The sequence below is a fragment of the Micromonospora sp. PRAS1 genome (genome assembly GCF_059553435.1).
This window is the reverse complement of sequence record NZ_JCANNB010000012.1, coordinates 13,514-33,532: the sequence shown is the minus strand read 5'-3', so window position 1 is coordinate 33,532 and position 20,019 is coordinate 13,514. Positions and strand designations below refer to the sequence as shown.

General features: G+C 73.0%; 17 protein-coding genes. 1 reads left to right on the top strand and 16 read right to left on the bottom strand.

The features are described from left to right. Positions 1-134: 134 nt before the first annotated feature. From der to ald, 8 genes are all read right to left on the bottom strand, one after another. A complete protein-coding gene (der, locus tag AC507J_RS13610) occupies positions 135-1,538 on the bottom strand; it encodes a ribosome biogenesis GTPase Der (protein ID WP_496289505.1) in 1,404 nt (467 codons plus the stop codon). Further along, positions 1,535-2,215: a (d)CMP kinase gene (gene cmk / locus AC507J_RS13605; protein WP_496289504.1), complete on the bottom strand. Its 681-nt coding sequence runs from the start codon at positions 2,213-2,215 to the stop codon at positions 1,535-1,537. The genes der and cmk overlap by 4 nt, the downstream gene beginning before the upstream one ends. Positions 2,216-2,366: 151 nt before the next feature. Then, positions 2,367-3,137: a pseudouridine synthase gene (locus tag AC507J_RS13600; RefSeq protein WP_496289503.1), complete on the bottom strand. Its 771-nt coding sequence runs from the start codon at positions 3,135-3,137 to the stop codon at positions 2,367-2,369. Beyond that, positions 3,124-4,119, bottom strand: coding sequence for an SMC-Scp complex subunit ScpB (scpB, locus tag AC507J_RS13595; protein WP_496289502.1), 996 nt, complete (start codon positions 4,117-4,119; stop codon positions 3,124-3,126). The genes AC507J_RS13600 and scpB overlap by 14 nt, the downstream gene beginning before the upstream one ends. Beyond that, entirely contained in the window at positions 4,116-5,108 is a 993-nt protein-coding gene (locus AC507J_RS13590; RefSeq protein WP_496289501.1) for a segregation and condensation protein A, read from the bottom strand. The genes scpB and AC507J_RS13590 overlap by 4 nt, the downstream gene beginning before the upstream one ends. 25 nt (positions 5,109-5,133) lie before the next feature. After that, a complete protein-coding gene (locus AC507J_RS13585) occupies positions 5,134-6,057 on the bottom strand; it encodes a ParA family protein (protein ID WP_496289639.1) in 924 nt (307 codons plus the stop codon). Positions 6,058-6,302: 245 nt separating this feature from the next. Continuing rightward, a complete protein-coding gene (locus tag AC507J_RS13580; RefSeq protein WP_496289638.1) occupies positions 6,303-7,310 on the bottom strand; it encodes a site-specific tyrosine recombinase XerD in 1,008 nt (335 codons plus the stop codon). After that, complete coding sequence (gene ald / locus AC507J_RS13575; RefSeq protein ID WP_496289500.1) at positions 7,307-8,422, bottom strand: alanine dehydrogenase; 1,116 nt, start codon at positions 8,420-8,422, stop codon at positions 7,307-7,309. Before ald ends, AC507J_RS13580 begins: the two co-directional genes overlap by 4 nt. A gap of 292 nt (positions 8,423-8,714) precedes the next feature. Here ald and AC507J_RS13570 point away from each other — a divergent pair, with 292 nt between their 5' ends. Continuing rightward, positions 8,715-8,972 (top strand): TM2 domain-containing protein, encoded by a 258-nt coding sequence (locus tag AC507J_RS13570; RefSeq protein WP_496289499.1) that lies wholly within the window; start codon positions 8,715-8,717, stop codon positions 8,970-8,972. A gap of 78 nt (positions 8,973-9,050) precedes the next feature. On the opposite strand, the gene AC507J_RS13565 is transcribed toward AC507J_RS13570, so the two are convergent. The 8 genes from AC507J_RS13565 to steA form a co-directional block, all read right to left on the bottom strand. Then, positions 9,051-9,656: an NUDIX domain-containing protein gene (locus tag AC507J_RS13565; RefSeq protein WP_496289498.1), complete on the bottom strand. Its 606-nt coding sequence runs from the start codon at positions 9,654-9,656 to the stop codon at positions 9,051-9,053. After that, the gene (gene pyrG, locus AC507J_RS13560; protein WP_496289497.1) at positions 9,653-11,392 is read right to left on the bottom strand and encodes a CTP synthase; all 1,740 of its coding nucleotides are present in this window, start codon (positions 11,390-11,392) and stop codon (positions 9,653-9,655) included. Before pyrG ends, AC507J_RS13565 begins: the two co-directional genes overlap by 4 nt. 137 nt (positions 11,393-11,529) lie before the next feature. Beyond that, entirely contained in the window at positions 11,530-13,890 is a 2,361-nt protein-coding gene (locus AC507J_RS13555) for a hypothetical protein (protein ID WP_496289496.1), read from the bottom strand. After that, the gene (locus AC507J_RS13550; RefSeq protein WP_496289637.1) at positions 13,890-15,029 is read right to left on the bottom strand and encodes a glycosyltransferase family 4 protein; all 1,140 of its coding nucleotides are present in this window, start codon (positions 15,027-15,029) and stop codon (positions 13,890-13,892) included. Before AC507J_RS13550 ends, AC507J_RS13555 begins: the two co-directional genes overlap by 1 nt. 126 nt (positions 15,030-15,155) lie before the next feature. Beyond that, positions 15,156-16,829, bottom strand: coding sequence for a murein biosynthesis integral membrane protein MurJ (murJ, locus tag AC507J_RS13545; RefSeq protein ID WP_496289636.1), 1,674 nt, complete (start codon positions 16,827-16,829; stop codon positions 15,156-15,158). 1 nt (position 16,830) lies between these two features. Beyond that, on the bottom strand, positions 16,831-17,697 hold the full coding sequence (locus tag AC507J_RS13540) for a hypothetical protein (protein ID WP_496289495.1): 867 nt from the start codon (positions 17,695-17,697) through the stop codon (positions 16,831-16,833). An 83-nt stretch (positions 17,698-17,780) separates the two neighbouring features. Continuing rightward, the gene (locus tag AC507J_RS13535; RefSeq protein WP_496289494.1) at positions 17,781-18,722 is read right to left on the bottom strand and encodes a copper transporter; all 942 of its coding nucleotides are present in this window, start codon (positions 18,720-18,722) and stop codon (positions 17,781-17,783) included. 27 nt (positions 18,723-18,749) lie between these two features. Continuing rightward, on the bottom strand, positions 18,750-19,928 hold the full coding sequence (gene steA, locus AC507J_RS13530) for a putative cytokinetic ring protein SteA (RefSeq protein ID WP_496289493.1): 1,179 nt from the start codon (positions 19,926-19,928) through the stop codon (positions 18,750-18,752). Positions 19,929-20,019: the final 91 nt, after the last annotated feature.

The following is a 20,019-nucleotide window of genomic DNA, read 5'->3' as shown; positions in this document are numbered from 1 at the left end:
CACAGCCCCCACCCCACGCCGCTCGCTGTCGGCCACGCCACCACCACTACGGCATCCTAGGAGGATAGGTTTGATGGGGATGCGTGAGCGCCCAGGTGGAGAACCACCTGGGCGCTACCGGAAGCAGAGCCGGGTCAGCCGTGTGCCTTGCCTCGGCCGCCGGGGCCGAGCTTCTTGCGCGGCCGTACCGAAATCTCGATCGGGCTGCCCTCGAAGCCGAACTCCTCGCGCAGCTTGCGCTCGACGAACCGCTGATAACCGGCGTCGAGCGGGCCGGTGGTGAAGAGCACGAAGCGCGGCGGCGCCACGCCTGCCTGGGTGGCGAAGAGGATCCGCGGCGCGCGTCCCCCGCGTACCGGGTGCGGGGTGGCCTGCACCAGTGCGGTGAGCCACGCGTTGAGCTGCGCGGTGGGGATCCGCGTCTCCCAACTGTCCAGCGCCCGGTGCAGCGCGGCGGCGAGCTTGTCCACCGCTCGACCGGTCTTCGCCGACAGGTTGAGCCGGATCGCCCACGGGATCCGGCGCAGCTCCCGGTCGATCTCCTTGTCCAGGTAGAACCGGCGGTCCGCGTCGACCAGGTCCCACTTGTTGAAGACGATCACCAACGCCCGGCCCGCCTCGGTGACCATGGACAGGATCCGCTGGTCCTGCTCGCTGATCGGCTCGCTGGCGTCGAGCAGCACCACCGCCACCTCGGCCGCTTCGATCGCCGAGGCGGTACGCAGGCTGGCGTAGTACTCGGTGCCGCTGGCCTTGCCCACCCGTTTGCGCAGGCCTGCGGTGTCCACCAGGTGCCACGTCTCGCCGCCGATGGAGACCAGGCTGTCCACCGGGTCCACGGTGGTGCCGGCGACCGCGTCGACGACCGCCCGCTCCTCGCCCGAGAACCGGTTCAGCAGGCTGGACTTGCCGACATTCGGCCGGCCCACCAGGGCCACCCGGCGCGGGCCGCGCGGGCGGTACTCCGCCACCTTCGGCGCCTCGGGCAGTGCGGCCAGGATCACGTCCAGCAGGTCACCGGAGCCCCGGCCGTGCAGCGCCGAGACCGGGTACGGCTCGCCGAGGCCGAGCGACCACAGCGAGGTGGCCTCCAGCTCGACGCTGGTGTTGTCGGCCTTGTTCGCCACCAGGATCACCGGCTTGGCGCTGCGGCGCAGCATCTTCACCGCCGCCTCGTCGACGTCGGTGGCGCCGACCGTCGCGTCGACCACGAAGAGCACCACGTCGGCAGTGGCCACGGCCGCCTCGGCCTGCGCGGCGATCGCCGCCGCCCGGTCCTTCGCGTCCGGCTCCCAACCGCCGGTGTCCACCACGGTGAACGCCCGGCCCGTCCACTGCGCGTCGTACGGGACGCGGTCCCGGGTCACCCCGGGTACGTCCTCCACGACCGCCTGACGGCGGCCGATGATCCGGTTGACCAGGGTGGACTTGCCGACGTTCGGCCGCCCCACCACGGCCACCACCGGCTGCGGACCGGTTGGCTCCTCGGTGTCGAGGTCCGGCTCGCGCAGCTCCACCCAGCCGTCGTCGTTACTCACGCCACTCCCCGATCGGTGAGCAGCTCGCGCAGCCGGGTCACGACCTCGTCGATGCCCAGCTCGGTGGTGTCCAGCACCACGGCGTCGGCCGCCTGGGCGAGCGGGTCGGCCTTGCGGGTCGAGTCCAGCCGGTCGCGGCGGGCCAGGTCGGCGGCGGTGGCCGCCACGTCGGAGGCGTCCTCGGCGCTCCGTCGCGCGGCGCGTGCCGCCGCGGAGGCGGTGAGGTAGACCTTCAGGTCGGCGTCCGGCGCCACCACGGAACCGATGTCGCGGCCCTCGACCACGATCCGGCCCGCGTTCGCGATCATCTCCTGCTGGCGGGTGACCAGCAGCGCGCGGACCGCCGGCACGGCGGCCACGGCGGAAACCGCGGCGGTCACCTCCGGTCCCCGGATCTCGGCCTCGACGCTCACCCCGTCGGCGGTCACGCCGTAACCGGCGGGGTCGGTGCCGATGCGCAGGTCGACCTCGCCGGCGACCTTCGCCACCGCCTCCGCGTCGGTCAGGTCGACGCCGGAGCGCAGCACCGCCCAGGTGATCGCCCGGTACATCGCGCCGGTGTCCAGGTACCGGGCGCCCAGGCTCGCGGCAAGCCGTCGGGAGACGGTGGACTTACCCGAACCGGACGGCCCGTCCACAGCGACCACGCAGCGCCCAGCCGGTACGTTTTCCTCCACCGTTGTCCTCCTCAGCCCGTACCTCGCGATCCGCCGTCATCGGCGGACGCGAGCGGTTGCCCACCTGTTCCATGATGCCCGGCGCCGCTGTCGTACGACCCCGCCGGGACCGCCAGGGAGCCTACCCTCAGCCGTACCCGCGACTGCGCGGTCAGTCACCCACAGCTTTGAACAGGGCGGCGACCTCCGCGTTGGTCAGCCGCCGGGTGCGCCCGGCGCGCAGGTCGCCGAGCCGGATCGGCCCGATCGCGGTACGCACCAGCCGGCTCACCGGGTGACCGACCTCGCCCAACAGCCGCCGTACGATGTGTTTGCGCCCTTCGTGCAGGGTCAGCTCGACCTGGGCGGTACGCCCAAGCGTGTCCACCACCCGGAACCCGTCGACGGTCACCGGGCCGTCCTCCAGCTCCACCCCGGCGGCCAGCCGCTTACCGAGGTTACGCGGAATCGGCCCGGCCACCTCGCACAGGTAGGTCTTCGGCACCCCGTACGACGGGTGCATCAGCCGGTGCGCCAGGGTGCCGTCGTTGGTGAGCAGCAGCAGGCCCTCGCTGTCCGCATCGAGCCGCCCGACGTGGTAGACCCGCTGCTCGACCCGGTTGCCGATGAAGTCGGCAAGCGCGGTACGGCCCTTCTCGTCGGCCATCGTGGAGACCACGCCACGCGGCTTGTTCATCGCCAGGTACACCAGCCGGGTGTCGGCGACCAGCCGCTCGCCGTCGACGTGGATGACCGCGGTGGCCGGGTCGACCTTGTCGCCGAGCTGCGCGACCCGCCCGTCGACCGTCACCCGCCGACGGAAGATCAGATCCTCGCAGGCACGCCGCGAGCCGACACCGGCGGCGGCGAGCACCTTCTGGAGGCGTTCGGGGCCGGTGTAGACGGGGGCGTCCGGGGAGGGGGTGCGGTTATCGCGTGGCATCGGCTAGCTCTTCTACGTCGTCGGGAAGGAACGGGGCCAGGGGCGGCAGGTCGTCGAGGCTGTTCAGGCCGAGCTTCTCCAGGAACATGATGCTCGTCCGGTACAGGTACGCACCGCTGTCGGTCTCGGTGCCGCACTCCTCGATCAGTCCCCGGGAGACCAGGGTACGGATAACCCCGTCGCAGTTGACACCCCGGATGGCGGAGATCCGCGACCGGGTCACCGGCTGCTTGTACGCCACCACCGCCAGCGTCTCCAGCGCGGCCTGGGTGAGCCGGACCGACTGCCCGTCCAGCACGAACCGTTCGACGTAGCTGGCGTATTCCGGCCGGGTGTAGAGGCGCCAGCCGCCCGCCGCGCGGCGTAGCTCGAACCCGTGTCCGGCGGCGACGTAGCCTGCGGCGATCTCGTCGAGCATCGGGCCGACCCGCTCGGCGGGCTGTTCGAGCACCTGCGCCAGGGTCAGCTCGCTGACCGGCTCGTCCACCACCAGCAGGATCGCCTCCAGCGCGCCGCGCAGCTCCGCGTCGTCGAGCACCGGCGGCGGCTCCGGCACCGGCCGACCCCGCCCCGCCCTCGGCTTGCGCAACGGAGAGTCTGCGGCCTGCGCCGCCGCCACCGGCCCACCGTCCATCTCGGCGGCACCCGCCCGCGCCGCTTCGACCGGCTCGGCGACCTGAGCAGGCCCCTCCGCGACCGCCTCGACCGGCTCGGCGACCTGAGCAGGCCCCTCCGCGACCGCTTCGACCGGCTCAACGACCTCGGCGACATCCGTCTGCGCCGCCTCGACCGGCGCGGCTTCCGCCTCGGCGACCCGGGCGTCGGCGGCTTCGGAGATGTTGGTCTCAGCGCGCCCCTGGGCGGGCACCTTCGCACCGGGAGCCACGGCATCGGCCTCGGTGGGCGGGGCGGGACGCTGCCACGGAGGGATCCAGGCGGCGGCCTGGTCGGCCAGGGACTCCGGGCGTTCGTCTTTGCTCATCCGGTTCGCTCCTCGGTCGTTGCCGTACCATCCGCGCCGGTTTCGGCGGCCTCGTCCGACTCGGCGGGAGTGCCGGCGTACTCGTCGACGGCCAGGGCCGGGGCACCCTCGGCGGGACCGGTCCAGCGTACGGTCAGCTCCTCCAGCGCCTGTTCCTGCACGAAGGCCACCACGCCCTGCCGGTACAGCTCGAGCAGGGCGAGGAACCGGGCGACCACCTCAAGGGTCGCCTCGCAGTCGGCGCAGAGCAGCGAGAAGGTGGCGGTGCCGGCCCGGCGCAGCCGGTCGGCGATGATCCCCGCGTGTTCCCGGACGCTTACCCGGACCATGTGCACGTGGGCGATGGAGACCTCGGGCACCGGCTTCGGGGTCATCGCCTTGACCGCGAGCTTGAGCAGGCGCTGCGGGCCGATGCCGAGCACCAGGTCCGGCAGCGCCTCGGCGTAGCGGGGCTCCAGGGTGACCGCGCGCGGATAACGGCGTCCCCCGACCTCCTCAAGCGCGGCGATGTGCGCCGCCGCCTCCTTGTACGCCTTGTACTGCAACAGCCGGGCGAAGAGCAGGTCCCGGGCCTCCAGCAGGGCCAGGTCCTCCTCGTTCTCGACCTCGGCGGCGGGCAGCAGCCGGGCCGCCTTCAGGTCGAGCAGGGTCGCGGCGATGAGCAGGAACTCGCTGGCCTCGTCGAGGTCCCAGTCGTCGCCCATCGCCCGGATGTAGGCGATGAACTCGTCGGTCACCTGGTGCAGGGCGACCTCGGTGACGTCGAGCTTGTGTTTGCCGATCAGTTGCAGCAGCAGGTCGAAGGGGCCGGTGAAGTTGGCCAGCCGCACGGTGAACTTGCCGCCGTCATCTCCGGCCGCGTCGCCCACAAGCGCGACATCGCCCACAGCCGCCGTATCCCCCGGGCCGGGCCCATCGCTCACGCCGGGCGCGAGGTCGTCGGCGGTCGGGTCGAGGGGCGGCGCGCTCACCCGACGACCGTAGTCCACGGCCTGCCCACCTGGGGTTACCGGCCTACCGCTCCGCCTGTGCGGCGATCACCTCGCGGGCCAACTGCCGGTAGTTGCGGGCACCGGAGGAGGCCGGGTCGAGCGTGGTGATCGGCGAACCGGCGACGGTGGACTCGGGGAACTTCACCGTCTTGGTGATCACCGTTTGGTAGACCTTGTCGCCGAACGCCTCCACCACCCGCTGGAGCACCTGCCGGCAGTGGGTGGTGCGGCTGTCGTACATGGTGGCGAGGATGCCTTCGAGTTCCAGGTCGAAGTTGAGCCGCTCGCGGACCTTGTCGATGGTGTCCAGCAGCAGCGCCACCCCGCGCAGGCTGAAGAACTCGCACTCCAGCGGGATGAGCACGCCGTGCGCCACGGTCAACGCGTTGATCGCCAGCAGGCCGAGTGACGGCTGGCAGTCGATCAGGATGTAGTCGTACTCCTTGCGGACGCTCTTGAGCACCCGGGCCAGCGCCATCTCCCGGGCCACCTCGTTGACCAGCTGGATCTCGGCGGCGGAGAGGTCGATGTTGGCCGGCAGCAGGTGCAGCCCGGCGACGTCGGTCTTGATCAGCACGTCGTCGGCGGTGACGTCGTCCTGCATCAGCAGGTTGTAGACCGACAGGTCCAGGTTGTGCGGGTTGACCCCCAGCCCGACCGAGAGCGCGCCCTGCGGGTCGAAGTCGACAAGCAGCACCTTGCGGCCGTACTCGGCCAGCGCGGCACCGAGGTTGATCGTCGTGGTGGTCTTGCCGACCCCGCCCTTCTGGTTGGCCATCGCGATGATCCGGGCCGGGCCGTGCCGGTCGGTCGGCATCGGCTCGGGGATCGGCTTGCGCATCGTGTAGGCGGCGGGGTCGGCCGGGCCCAGGTCCGCACTGAGAGAGTTCTGCTGCTCGCGGAGCTCCGACGTCCACGTCTCGGCACGGTCACCGTTGCCAGCCATGTCCTCGTTGCCCCCTCCCGACGACCATCCGGCGTCGGAGCCGCCCGACGTCCTTGCGGCGCCGCTGCGCACCCCGGTCATCTCGCCGCGAGGCCGCGCCGATCCCGACTGTACGCCACCGGCCAGCAGGCCGTTCGGCACCCGCTCGGCGTGTCGGCCGACGGCACCGGCCACGAGCTGCCCCGGACCCGACCAGGACCGGCCGGACACCGCGGCACCAGAACGGCCCACGGCCCGAGCGCCACTCAGTCGCGGGCCCGTGGATGGGCGGTCGCGTAGACCTCGCGCAGCCGGTCGACGGTCACCAGAGTGTAGACCTGCGTGGTGGTGACCGAGGCATGCCCCAGCAACTCCTGCACCACCCGGACGTCCGCGCCACCGTCGAGCAGATGCGTGGCGTACGAGTGCCGCAGCGTGTGCGGTGACACGGCCTGCGGACCGTCCACGGGCAGACCGGCGCGTTGCGCCGCGCGGCGCAGGATGGTCCAGGCGCCCTGCCGGGTCAACGGGCCACCCCGGGCGTTGAGGAAGACCGCCGGAGCGCCCCGGCCGCCGGCGGCCAGCCCGGGCCGGGCCCGCACCAGGTACGCGGCCAGCGCCCGCAGCGCGTGCCCACCGATCGGCACCAGTCGGTTTCGTCCGCCCTTGCCGCGCAGCAGCGCCACCCCGTCGTCGACGTCCAGGTCGTCCACGGCCGCGCCGACGGCCTCGGAGATGCGCGCCCCGGTGCCGTACAGGAATTCCAGCAGTGCCCGGTCGCGCAGCGCCAGCGGCGCGGCGTCCCCGGCGGCGTCCACCGCGCCGGCGGTCTCCACCAGCCGGATCACGTCGTCGACCGGCAGCGCCCGGGGCAGCCGGCGCGGCGGCACGGGTGGTCGCACGTCCCGGCTCGGGTCGGCGCCGGCGAGGCCCTCGCGCAGCGCGAACCGGTGCAGGCCGCGTACCGCGCTGGCGGCCCGGGCCGCGGAGGAGGCCGCCAGCGGCGGACGGCCGTCGTCGCCGGCTCGCAACCTGGCCAGGTGCTCCTCGATCTGCCCGGTCGAGACCGTCGCCAGGTCGCCCACCCCGGCGGCGGCCAGCGAGGCGAGGTAGCGCTCCAGGTCCCGGCGGTACGACGCGAGCGTGTTCGCGGCGAGTCCACGTTCGACGGTGAGGTGGTCCAGGTAGCCGCGCAGGGCACGGCTCAGGGCCGGCGCGGGCTGCTGACCCGCGTCGGCCCCGTCCGCTCCGGCGGTCGGTTGCCGGCCAGTCAGGCCAGCACCTCGGCCAGGGGCAGGGTGGGCAGGTCGTGCGCCTGGGCGACCGGCCCGTAGACGACGTGGCCGTCGTAGGTGTTCAGGCCCAGGGCCAGCGCCGGGTCGCGGCGGGACGCCTCCCGCCAGCCGTGGTTGGCCAACTCGAGGGCGTACGGGAGGGTGACGTTGGTAAGCGCGTACGTGCTGGTGTTCGGCACCGCGCCTGGCATGTTCGCCACGCAGTAGAAGATCGACTCGTGCACCCGGTAGACCGGGTCGGCGTGCGTGGTGGGCCGCGAGTCCTCGAAGCAGCCGCCCTGGTCGATGGCGATGTCGACAAGCACACTGCCGGGCTTCATCCGGGACACCAGCTCGTTGGTGATCAGCTTCGGGGCCTTCGCGCCGGGCACCAGCACCGCGCCGATGACCAGGTCCGCGTCCAGCACGGCCCGCTCGATCTCGTACGCGTTGGAGGCGACGGTCTGCAGGTGGCCCCGGTAGATGGCGTCGGCCTGGCGCAGCCGGGCCACGTCCTTGTCCAGCAGCAGCACCTCGGACTGGAGCCCGAGCGCGATCGCCGCGGCGTTCAGGCCGGACACGCCCGCCCCGATGACCACGGTCTTGGCCGCGTACACGCCGGACACCCCGCCGGGCAGCACTCCCCGGCCGCCCCCGGTACGCATCAGATAGAAGGCACCGACCTGCGGCGCGAGCCGACCGGCCACCTCGGACATCGGGGCGAGCAGCGGCAGCGACCGGTCGGGCAGTTCGACCGTCTCGTACGCGATTCCGGTGACCTTGCGGTCGAGCAGCGCCTGGGTGCAGTCGGCGGACGCGGCCAGGTGCAGATAGGTGAAGAGCACCTGCCCCGCGCGCATCCGGTGGTACTCCTCGGCGACCGGTTCCTTGACCTTGAGGACCAGCTCCGCGGTGTCCCACACCTCGTCGGCGGTGGCCAGGATCTTGGCGCCGGCCGCGGCGAACTCCTCGTCGGTGATGCTCGACCCGATCCCGGCGTCGGCCTCGACGAAGACCTGGTGACCGCTGCGGGTGAACTCGTTGACGCCCGCGGGCGTGATCGCCACGCGGTACTCGTGGTTCTTGACCTCGCGTGGGATGCCGACCTTCACGATGCAGACACCTCTCTTCGGGGAAGGCTCTCCCCGAGTGCGCGGTGCCGTGGTGGCCCCTTTGCCACCACGGTCAACCGGTCCCGCGGGCGGCAGTCTAGGCGCGCCCGTACGGCACCGGAGCCTGCACTGTGACACCCGGTGGCCGCGACCGCTGACGATGTGTCAGGTGTGCTCGCCAGCCGTCGGTGGGACGTCGCCTCAGCCGTCAGGACAGTGTTCGCCCATCATCGTGCCACTTCAGGTGGACCGGTGCCGACAGCGGCAGAGTGGATCACTATTGTGACGCCTCATGACCACTCCTCCCTACCAGCCCGGGTACCCCCAGGGCGTTTCCGACAAGAGCAAGGTCGTCGCGGGCGTCCTGCAGATTCTGCTGGGCGGCTTCGGCGTCGGCCGGTTCTACATGGGCGACACCAAGACTGGCGTCATCCAGCTGATCGTCACCCTGGTGACCTGCGGTATCGGCAGCATCTGGGGCCTCGTCGACGGCATCCTGATCCTGGTGAAGGGCGGTGTCGACGGGCAGGGCCGGCCGCTGCGCGACTGACGACACCGATCACGAGGGGGCCGTGCGGTCGATCCGCCCGGCCCCCTCGTCGTGTCCGCCCCTCGCGGTGTACGTGGATCAGCCCGGCGGCGGGGTGTCCGGCCGGCGCAGCACCGACCAGCCGGCGTCGCGGGCGCGGGCCGCGGCCAACAACCCGGCCACGCAGGGCGCGTTCGTGATCTCGCCGGCCAGCACCATGCCGACCGCCTCGTCCAGGTCGATCCGGACGATCTGGAGGTCCGCCTCCTCGTCGTGCCGGTCATGCCGCTGCTCCGCCGGCACCTCGCCGAGGTCACGGGCGAGGAAGACCCGGATCAGTTCGTCGGTGAACCCCGGCGAACTGTGCAGGTCGACAAGCATGTCCAGCCGGCCGGCGGTCAGGTCGGCCTCCTCGGCCAGCTCCCGCGTCGCGGTGACCGCGGGATCCTCGCCGGCGACATCGGTCAGCCCGGCCGGCAGTTCCCACAGGCGTCGGCCGACCGGCTGCCGGTACTGCCGGATCAGCACCACCTGGCCGGCGTCGTCAAGCGCCACCACCGCCACCGCACCGACGTGCCGGACGACGTCGCGCGCGGCGGTCCCGCCGCCCGGCATGCTCACCTCCTCGGTGACCACCTCGAAGATGCGGCCGCGGTAGCGCACCTGCCGGGAGCGCACCTCGTAGCGGTGCTCGATGGCGCTCACGACGCCGACGTCGCCTTCGTGGCCGCGCCGTTGCGGGTGGCCCGCTCCGGCGCGTCACCGTCCAGGTCGACCGGGAGCTGGTCGGAGCGCGAGTACGCCACGGCGGCCCGGACGAAGGCGGCGAAGAGCGGGTGCGGCCGGGTCGGTCGGCTCTTGAGTTCCGGGTGCGCCTGGGTGGCCACGAAGAACGGGTGCAGCTCGCGGTCCAGCTCGACGAACTCGACCAGCCGGCCGTCCGGCGAGGTGCCGGACACCTGCAACCCGGCCTTGGCCAACTGGTCGCGGTAGGCGTTGTTCACCTCGTACCGGTGCCGGTGCCGCTCGCTGATCTCGGTGCTGCCGTACGCCTCGGCGACGATCGAGCCCTCGACGAGCCTCGCCGGGTACGCGCCCAGCCGCATGGTGCCGCCCAGATCGCCGCGTCCGGCGACGATGTCCTCCTGGTCGGCCATGGTGGCGATGACCGGGTGCACGGCGTCGGCGTCGAACTCAAGCGAGTTGGCGCCGTCCAGCCCGGCCAGGTGCCGGGCCACCTCGATGGTCATGCACTGTAGGCCGAGGCAGAGCCCGAGCAGCGGGATGCCGTTCTCCCGGGCGTACCGGGCGGTGCCGATCTTGCCCTCGATGCCCCGCACGCCGAAGCCGCCGGGGATGACGATGCCGTCGACACCGGCCAGCGCCGTCGCAGCGCCCGACGGGGTGACGCAGTCGTCGCTTGGCACCCAGCGCAGCTGTACCCGGGCCCGGTTGCCGAACCCGGCCGCCCGGATCGCCTCGCTGACCGAGAGGTACGCGTCGGGCAGGTCGACGTACTTGCCGACCACCGCGACGGTGACCGTGCGCTGCGGCTGGTGCACCCGCTCCAGCAGGTCGTCCCAGCCGTCCCAGTCCACGTCCCGGAAGGAGAGCCCGAGCCGGCGCACCACGTACGCGTCGAGCCCTTCCCGGTGCAGCACCCGGGGAATGTCGTAGATGCTCGGCGCGTCCGGCGCGGCGATGACCGCCTCGGCGTCCACGTCGCAGTAAAGCGACAGCTTGTGCTTGAGCTTGTCCGGGATGTCCCGGTCCGAGCGGCAGACGATGGCATCCGGCTGGATACCGATGCTGCGCAGCTGTGCCACCGAGTGCTGGGTCGGCTTGGTCTTCAGTTCCCCCGACGGCGCCAGGTACGGCACCAACGAGACGTGCAGGTAGAAGCAGTTGTCCCGACCCAGGTCGTGCCGGACCTGGCGGATCGCCTCGAGGAACGGCAGCGACTCGATGTCACCGACCGTGCCACCGACCTCGGTGATCACCACGTCCGGGGTACGGCCGTCGTCGTCGGGGTCGGCCATCGCCCGGATCCGCGACTTGATCTCGTTGGTGATGTGCGGGATCACCTGGACGGTGTCGCCCAGATACTCGCCGCGCCGCTCCTTGGCGATCACGTCGGAGTAGATCTGGCCGGTGGTGACGTTCGCCTTGCCGGAGAGCGCCCGGTCCAGGAACCGCTCGTAGTGGCCGACGTCCAGGTCGGTCTCGGCGCCGTCCTCGGTCACGAAGACCTCGCCGTGCTGGAACGGGTTCATCGTGCCCGGGTCGACGTTGAGGTACGGGTCGAGCTTCTGCATCACCACCCGAAGCCCGCGGGCGGTCAGCAGATTGCCGAGGCTGGAGGCGGTCAGCCCCTTACCCAGCGAGGAGGCGACGCCCCCGGTGACGAAAATGTGCCTGGTCGTCCGTGCTGTAGGGGCCAAGGCCTGCTCCCGTGTCGTCCGTCGCGGTCATGCAGACCGCCGAGCCGATCAGCGAAGTGATCACGCGATCCACGGGATTCCACGGTAACACCTTCCCGACGGGGCCCCGGTGCCGCACCCGAGGTCCCCGTCGCCGGTCACCCGGTCGCGACCTCGGCCGACGAACGCATCGCCCCACCGCGCCCGCCAGCGGCCTCCGGCCCGGCCCCGCTGGGCCGCACCCCGGCACCGTCGTCGGCCGTCGCCCCGGCGCCGTCGGCCGTGCTCGTACCGGCCTCCTCGGGCCGGTCGGCGCCGGCCGAATCGTCAGGCCGGGCGGCGTCGTCGTCAGGCCGGGCGGCGTCGTCGTCAGGCCCGGCGTCCCGGCGCGCGGCCGGGCCGTCGGGCCAGCCCGCCTCCCCCGGCCGGGTCCGATCGGCCGCGTGGTCGAGCACCCGCAGCGCCGACAGCGCCGCCATCGGCACCACCACGGCCGCCGCCGCGCCGGCGACATCCAGCGCCGCGCCGCCCAGCACGCCACCGATCACCACCGCCACCCCGGTACCGGCCATCGCCGCCCGGATCGCCGGATAGATGCCGAACAACCGCATCAACCCACCCCAGGGCCGCAGCAGGGCGAACCACACCAGCAGGGCCCCCGCCAGGGCCAGCACGGTCAGTGGACTGTTCACAAGCGTCTCGAAGTTCGACGTGCCGGACCGCTGCACGGTCAGCCCACCGGTGCCGTCGCCCAACGCCGCCAGGAACCGGCCCAGGCTGCCCCGCTCGGCCGGCACCCGGCCCAGGTCCAGCATCGCGAACCCGACCGTCACCGCCAGCCCGGCCATCGCCGCCCAGGCCAGCCGGGTCAGGGTCAGCCAACCGCCGGCACTGATCGCCGCAGCGACGCTCACCCCCGCCGTCAACGCGATCGCCCCGATCGAGTCGGCACCGAGATACGGACTGCCGACCACCACCACCGCGAGCCCGCCCAGGGTCACCATGACCACCGGCCGCCACTCGCGACGCACCCGCTGGGCGAGCCAGCCCGCGCTCAGCAGCGCGGCGGCGACGAACACCCCGAGCCCGACCGTGCCGAGCCCGGCGTACCGGCCACCTTCCAGCGCCGAGTAGCCGACCACCCCGTTGAGTTGCAGCCGCGCCCCGGTGACCACGTCCAGGCCGATCGCGAGGGTGGTCAACCCGGCCACCGCGCCGAGCGGGCCGAGAGTGTCGCGGTAGCCCGGTGCAAGCCGCACCAGCAACGTCACGGCGGCCACCAGCACGCCGGTCAGCGCGGCGAAGGAGACCGCCGGGTGCGCGTACCGCCACCACGGCGCGGCCTCGGCGAGCAGGGCCGCCGGCATCGCCAGGGCAGCAGCGACGAGCAGCACCTCCACGATCGCCACCACCCGCGGGGAAACCGGCTTCGGGCCGTACGGCCCGGCGACCCGGCGGGCGCGGCGCAGCAGCGGCAACACCGCCACCGCGAGCGCCACCTGCACGCCGGCCAGCAAGGTGAAGAACCCGCCGGCCACCTCCTGCTGCGCGGCGGCCTCCCGGTCAGCGTCGGCCGGCTCGGCGATCGCGGCCGGCAGGTCGGCCGGGCGGCCACCGACCGACTCCGCTGGCCGGCCGAGAAACGGTCGGTCCGGCATCGGACGGCCCAACGCGGCCAGCGCGGTCGGCGCGAGGTCCACCAGTTGCAGGTAGCCCCGGCGGGCGGTGCTGGGCGAGGTCAGCCAGCCCTCCTCCCAACCCGGACCGTCGGCGATGGCCACATGCAGCCGCGACGGCCGTTCGGTGTCGGCGACCCCCGCCACGATCACCAGCGAGTCCGGCGGTCTCCCCGCCAACACCCGGGCGAGCTGCTCGTCGGCCGCACGCGCCGCCTCCGCACGCGCCGCCGGATCCGCGCCGGCCACGGTACCGAGATCGACAATGCTCAGTACGCAGGACCCGAGCAGCCCGCTCGGATCCTCGGGCAGCGTCGGCTCGTACCGGTCCACCCGACCGAACGGCCGCGCCGCGGCCACCGCCGCCCCCGGCCCGACCGCCACCGAGCAACGCACCGACTCCGACAGCGCACCCGGCACCGTGCCCCACGGCAGCCGATCCTGGTTGTGCAGGACCACGCTGTCCTGCTCCGGCAGGTACGCCCCGATGCCGTCCGGCCGCTCCACCGTCACCTCGGCGGGCGGGCACTGCTCGTCCGGGCTGCTGCCGCTCCACGCCGCGTAGCTGCCCGCGCCGAGGGTGAGCCAGCCGTCCAGCGGGCAGGTGGGCCGGTGTACCGACCGCACCGACAGCGAACCGATCGAACCCTCCCGGGCCATCCGCCACAACGTCGGAGTGGTCTGCGGGTCCACGTCGTCCCAGCGCAGCCCGGCCACCCCGGCCAGCACCACGAAATCGGCGCTCGGTCGCGGTGGCGGCGACTGCGGGCGGGCCGTCAACGCCGTGATGCCGAGCGCCACCACGAGCAGCGTGAGCAGGATCGGAGCGACGCGGCGCAGCATCAGCGGCGTCCCCTCGACGACGCGTCGGCACCCGGCGCGGCCGGACCGCAGGCCAGCTCCGCGTAGAGCGCGAGCAGCTGGGCGAGGGTCTCCGCCTCGGTGGGCCAGGTCGCCGCCCGCGCCGCACCACGCCGCGCCAGCTCGGCCCGGCGCTGTTCGTCGTCGAGCAACTCGCGTACCGCCGTGTCGACCGCATCGACGTCCCCCGGCGGCACCAGCACCACCGCGTCGCCGACCAGTTCCGGCAGGCCACCCACCGCGGTCGCCACCAGCGGTACGCCGGCCCGCATCGCCTCCTGGGCGAACAACTGGCGGGCCTCCCAGTCGCTGGTCACCACCGCCAGGTCCGCCGCGGCGAGCAGGTCGGCCACGTCGGTGCGGTGCCCGAGCAGGGTGACCGGGGCGCGGGCGGCACTGATCCGCGCCGCCAACGGCAGATACGCCGGACCGCTGCCGGCGATCACCACCGCCGGCGGCGGAGTGCGCTCCCGCCACCGGGCGGCGGCATCCACCAGCACGTCGTACCGCTTCTGCGGATGCAGCCGGCCCACGGACAGCACCAGCGGCTGGTCGGCGGCGACGGCGAACTCGGCCCGGACGGCGGCCCGGCGCCGACGCGGCGCGGGCAGCTCCGGAGCGGCGACCGGAGCGAGCCGGGCGTCCCGGGCACCCAGCGCTGCGGCCCGCTCCACCAGGTCGGAGGAGGCGCCGAGGGTCACCTGAGCGCCCCGGGCGACCATCCGCTCGGCCAGCCGGGACAGGCCACCGCGCAGCCCACCGGCCAGCACCGCGTTGTGCCAGGTCACCACGAGCGGCGCGGTGGGCCGGGCGAGCACCGTGACCAAGCCGGCGCGCAGCCCGTGCGCGTGCACCACGCCGACCTGCTCCGCGGCGAGCACCCGGCGCAGAACGAGCACCGCCCGGGCATCGGCGGGCGTGGGCGTGGCCGGGATCTCCACCGGCGCGAACCGGGCACCGGTGGCGACGAAATCAAACTGGTCCTGGGTCCCCGCCGGCCCGCAGACCAGCACCGACTCCCCGGCAGCGGTCAGCCCACGGGCCAGCGCCCGCACGTGCTGCCCCACGCCGCCCGTGCTGGAGGCCAGCACCAGCACCACCACACCCCGCCGGTCAGGCATCCTCTCCGCACTCACCGGACCAACCTTCCGTTCGCGACTGCGGGGCTCGCAAGCTCACTCCTCGCGCTCACCGGGCTGGCCTTTCGTTCGCGACTGCGGGGCTCCGCTGCGCTGCACTCCTCGCGCTCACCGGGACACCGTCTCCTTCCCGTCGCCCCGCTCCGGGGGGTTGCCGCCCTGCTGCCCGCGCCGGGTCCGGCCTCGACTCAGGCGCCGCCACAGCCCGGCCAGCAATGGGCGCACGTCCTGCCGGTCGACCAGCCAGAGCACGCCGAGGAAGACGAGACCGACCAGGGCTCCGGACAGCATGCCCTGCACCAGCGCCGCCCACCGCGCCGGGGGTGCGCCCCCGTCGTCGACGAACCCGAGCAGCGCCAACGCGGCGAGGGCCGCAACCGCGCCCGCCAGCACCCCGGCGCCGCCGGCCCGCGCGGCACCGGCGACCGCCGCCGCACCGGCCACCCGCCGCACGGCGAACAGCAGGAGCACGCCGAGCAGCAGCATCCCCACCGAGTTTGCCAGCGCCACCGCCAGCACCCGGTCGGCCACCGGGAACAGCGCCGACAGTGGCACCAGGACCAGCGGCACCACCAACCAGCCGGCGCTGATGGCGACACTGGCCGCCCGGGTCGCGCCCCGCGCGTACAGGGCCCGGGACAGCACCGCGAACAGACCGTACCCGAGCAGGCCGGGGGCGAAGCCGGCCACGGCCGCGGCGGTGGCTCCCGCGTCGAGCGGGAAGAACCAGCCGATCGGCCCGGCCGCACCGATCAGCACCGCCGCGCCGAGGCAGCTGAACAGCAGCACCCCGCGCAGCGTCGCCGACAGGGTTTCGCGGTAGGTCCGCTCGTCGCCGGCCGTCGCCGCCGCCGCCAGGGTCGGGTACGCGGCGGTGGCCAGCGGCACCGCCAGCACCGCCCAGGGCAGCAGGTAGAACGTCTGGGCCAGGTTGAACACCTGCGGCGCCTCGGTGGGGCCGCCGGCCAACTGGCGCAGGATCACCGCCAGCGCCACCTGCTGGGCGGTGACCGTCACCACACCGGCCACGGCCAGCCCGCCCACCCGGGCCCGCGCGTCGGCCGGGAAGGCGTACCCGGGACGCAGCCGCAACCGCAGCCGGCGCAGCGGGATCAGCAGCGACAGTGAGAGCACCACCACCCCGAGCGTGGTGCCGGCCGACAGGATCAGCTCCCCTCCCCGGCCCGCCTGCGCCACGCTCGCCCCCGGCCCGGCCACCGTCACGAACACCAGGTAGACGACGATCACCGTGAGGCTGGACAGCAGCGGAGCGATCACCGGCCAGGCGAACCGGCGGTGCGCCTGGAGCACACCGGTCAGCACGATGCCGATGCCGTACAGCGGCAACTGCGGCGCGAACACCCGCAGCATCCGGGCACCCGCCGCCAACTCCTCCGGCGACCGGCCGTCGGCGATCAGGGCGATGACCGGATCGGCGGCCAGCGCGACCAGCACCGCCAGCGGCACCAGCAGGGTCACCGTCCAGGTGAGCAGGGCCCCCGTGGTGGCCGCCACCGCCCGCCGGTCGCCGGCCGCCACCGCACCGGCGAGCAGCGGTACGACCAGGCTGGCCAACGCGCCACCGGCGACGATCTCGAAAATGATGTTGGGGATGGTGTTCGCGAGCACATACATCGCGCCCAGGTCGCTGCCCTGCACCACCCAGGTGAAGACGGCGGTACGCCCGAACCCGGCCAGCCGGCTGAGCACGGTGAGCACGGCGATGAGCGCGGCTGCTCCGGCCAGCCGGCCGGCGTCGGCGAGGGGTGCCGGTCTGGTCACGTCAGTCGGCGCGGCGGCCCAGCGCGTCGAGTTCACGCAGCCCCGGTGTGTTCGCGATGACCCGCGTGAAACTGATCTTCTCGCTGGCGGCGGTCAGGCCGGCCAGCACCGCGAGCAGAGCGGCCCGACCGACCGGGCCGGTCCGGGCGGCCAACGCCACCCCGAGCACCGCGCCGAGCGCGTTCGCACCGCTGTCGCCGAGCATCACGTCCTCGTCGAGGTCGGCGGGGAGCAGCCCGGCCGCCGCACCCACCGCACCGGCGGCGATCCCGCCCTGCCCGCCACCGACAAGCGGCGCACCGAGCAGCAGGCCGGACTTCAGCGCCCGCCCCGGCCGCAGGTCGAGCAGGTTGAGCAGGTTCGCGGTGCCGGCCACCACGCCCGCGCCGAGCAGCACGTCGACGCCCCGGCCGAACGCGCCCTGCCGCCGCCGGCCCCGGTGTGCGGCCACCCGCGCATCACCGGCGAGCAGCGCCGCGGCGCCCAGACCCGCCGCACCCACCCCGACGATCTTGACCAGGCCGGTGGTGACCCGTCCCTGCCGCAGCGCGGCCAGATGCCCGGCGAAGCCCTTGTCGCCCTTCTGCTCCGGTCGGGCGCCGACCACGTCGTCGTAGAGCCCGACGGCACCCGCACCGAGCCCGGCCACCAACGCCGCAGCTCCGGCCGGCACGCTCGCCGCGCCACCGGCCGCCGCGCCGCTGGCACCCAACGCGAGCGCCGGCCCGGCGGCCAGGGTGACCGTACGCCCACGGAAGTTTGTGCGTTCCAGGCCCGGCCCGGCCGGTGAGGTACGCACCTGCCGCAGCGCGTACCGGGCGGCAGCCGCCCCGATCCCCGCCACCACAAGTCGACCGAGCATGCTCATGCCGGCACTCCGCTCACGTGTGGCCCTCCCGCCGGCCGCCATGGTCAGAATCGCCCACCGGGCGCGTCAGGCGCGTCGGTGGCTCACTGGGGCAGTTTAGGCACCAGCGAGCCGGCGTTGTCGCCCACGCCGTACTGGCCGGCCTTGCGCTCGTTGAGCTGCTGCACCAGCGCCAGCGTGGTGACCAGTTGGCCCTGCACCGTGTTGGCGTTGTCGATCGTCGAGATGCTCTGGGCCAGCACGGCGTCCCCCCGGACGAAGGCCACCAGGTTGCCGCCGGCGGAACCGTTGCCGGCCACCACGATCGCCCCGGTCCCGTCGAACTGCTCGGCGATCTTGACCACCGCCTCGTCCTTCTTGGCGGAGTCCTTGTCCACGTACGGCAGGCCGCTGACGATCACCACGGCCTCGGCCGGAGCGGTGATCCGGTCCGCCGTGGTCAGGTAGTTGGCGTTGCTGTACGCGGCCAGCACCGCCCGCCGGTCGGCCTCGGTCACCGGCTCCGCACCGGCCGGCCGGTCCAGCAGCACGGTCGCCAGCAGCGCGCTGGAGGTCTCCACACCGTGACCGTTGCCGGGCAGCCCGGAGGTCGGCGCGCCGGTCGGGCGGGCGGCCGTCACCGCCAGCTCCAGCAGGTTGTTGTTGTTCTCCGGGTTGATGAACTTGTCCTGCAGATCGACCAGGCCGGTGAGGTCGGCGCCGGCCAGCCGGAGCATCTCCTGCACGCCCTCGGCGTGGTCGCGACCGGTCGGCGTGGTCATCACCAGCACCCGCTTGCCGCTCAGCGTGCCGGGCAGCGTCACCTGGGCCATCTCGGCCGCGAACTCCTCCTCCAGCTCCAACTCCCGCTGCATGTTCTGGACCGCCTGGCGCATCTGCTGGTTGTCCTTGCGCAGCGAGTTGACGGTTTCCTTCAGCGAATCCGCGACCGGACCGTTGAGGGCGGCTGTGCCGACGACCAGGCCGATCGCCAGCGCCAGGAAGACCGCGGTCAGGGACACCACGTGGTACCGGAAGTTGATCACGCCTACAGCCTCTTGATCGGTCGGGAGCTAGAAGAGCTGGCCGAGCTGGAACACAAAATTGTCCCACCACTCGGAGACCACACCCAGGTACGCCTTACCGACGGTGGAGACGGCCACCGCCGAGGCCATGGCCGCGACCGCCGAGAGCACCAGCAGCAACAGGGAGGAACCCGAGATGCCCTGCCGGTAGAGCCGGCTGACGCCCTTGGCGTCGACCAGCTTGCCGCCGACCTTGAGCCGGGTGAGGAACGTCGACGCCATGCCGCCGCGCCCCTTGTCGAGGAACTCGACAAGCGTGGCGTGGGTGCCCACCGCCACGATGAGCGAGGCGCCCTTCTCGTCCGCCAGCAACATGGCGAGGTCCTCGCTGGTGGCGGCGGCGGGGAAGGTCACCGCCGGCACCCCCAACGCGTTGACCCGGGGCAACCCCGGTGCCCGCCCGTCGGGGTAGGCGTGGACGATCACCTCGGCACCGCAGCGCAGCACGTCGTCGGTGACCGAGTCCATGTCGCCGATGATCATATCCGGCGTGTAGCCCGCCTCGACCAGTGCGTCCGCGCCGCCGTCGACACCGATCAGCACCGGCTTGAACTCCCGGATGTACGGGCGCAGCACGTCCAGGTCGGCCTTGTAGTCGTAGCCCCGTACCACGATCAGGCAGTGCCGGCCCTGGATCTCGGTGGCGATGGTCGGCACGCCGACCCCGTCGAGCAGGAGGTCGCGCTCCTGCTTGAGGTAGTCCATGGTGTTGGCGGCGAACGCCTCCAGTTGCACCGACAGCCCCTCCCGGGCGTCGGTCATCGCCTTGGCGACGCTCTCCACGTCCTGGAGGCTGCCGTGCGCCACCGGGTCGTCAGCCAGGTAGACCGTGTTGCCCTCGATCCGCACCGTGTCGCCCTCACGGATGCGTTCGAAGATGCCCTCTCCGAGGTCGTCCAACAGCGGAATGCCCGCCGAGACCAGCACCTCCGGGCCGAGGTTCGGATAGCGACCGGAGACCGACGGCTTGGCGTTGAGTACCGCGCCGACCCCGACGGCGACCAGGGAGTCGGCGGCGACACGGTCCAGGTCGACATGGTCGATCACCGCGATGTCGCCGGGACGGAGCCGGCCGACCAGGCGCTTCGTCCGGCGGTCGAGGCGCGCGGTGCCGAGGATCCGTCCCGGTTCCGTGTTTCGGATCCGGCGCAACGTGGGTAGACGCATCGTGACCATCCTGGCATGTAGGGCAGGCGAATCTGTCGCGACATGCCTGAGCAGGGCCGCCTAACCAGGGAAACACATGACGGCGAAGGCT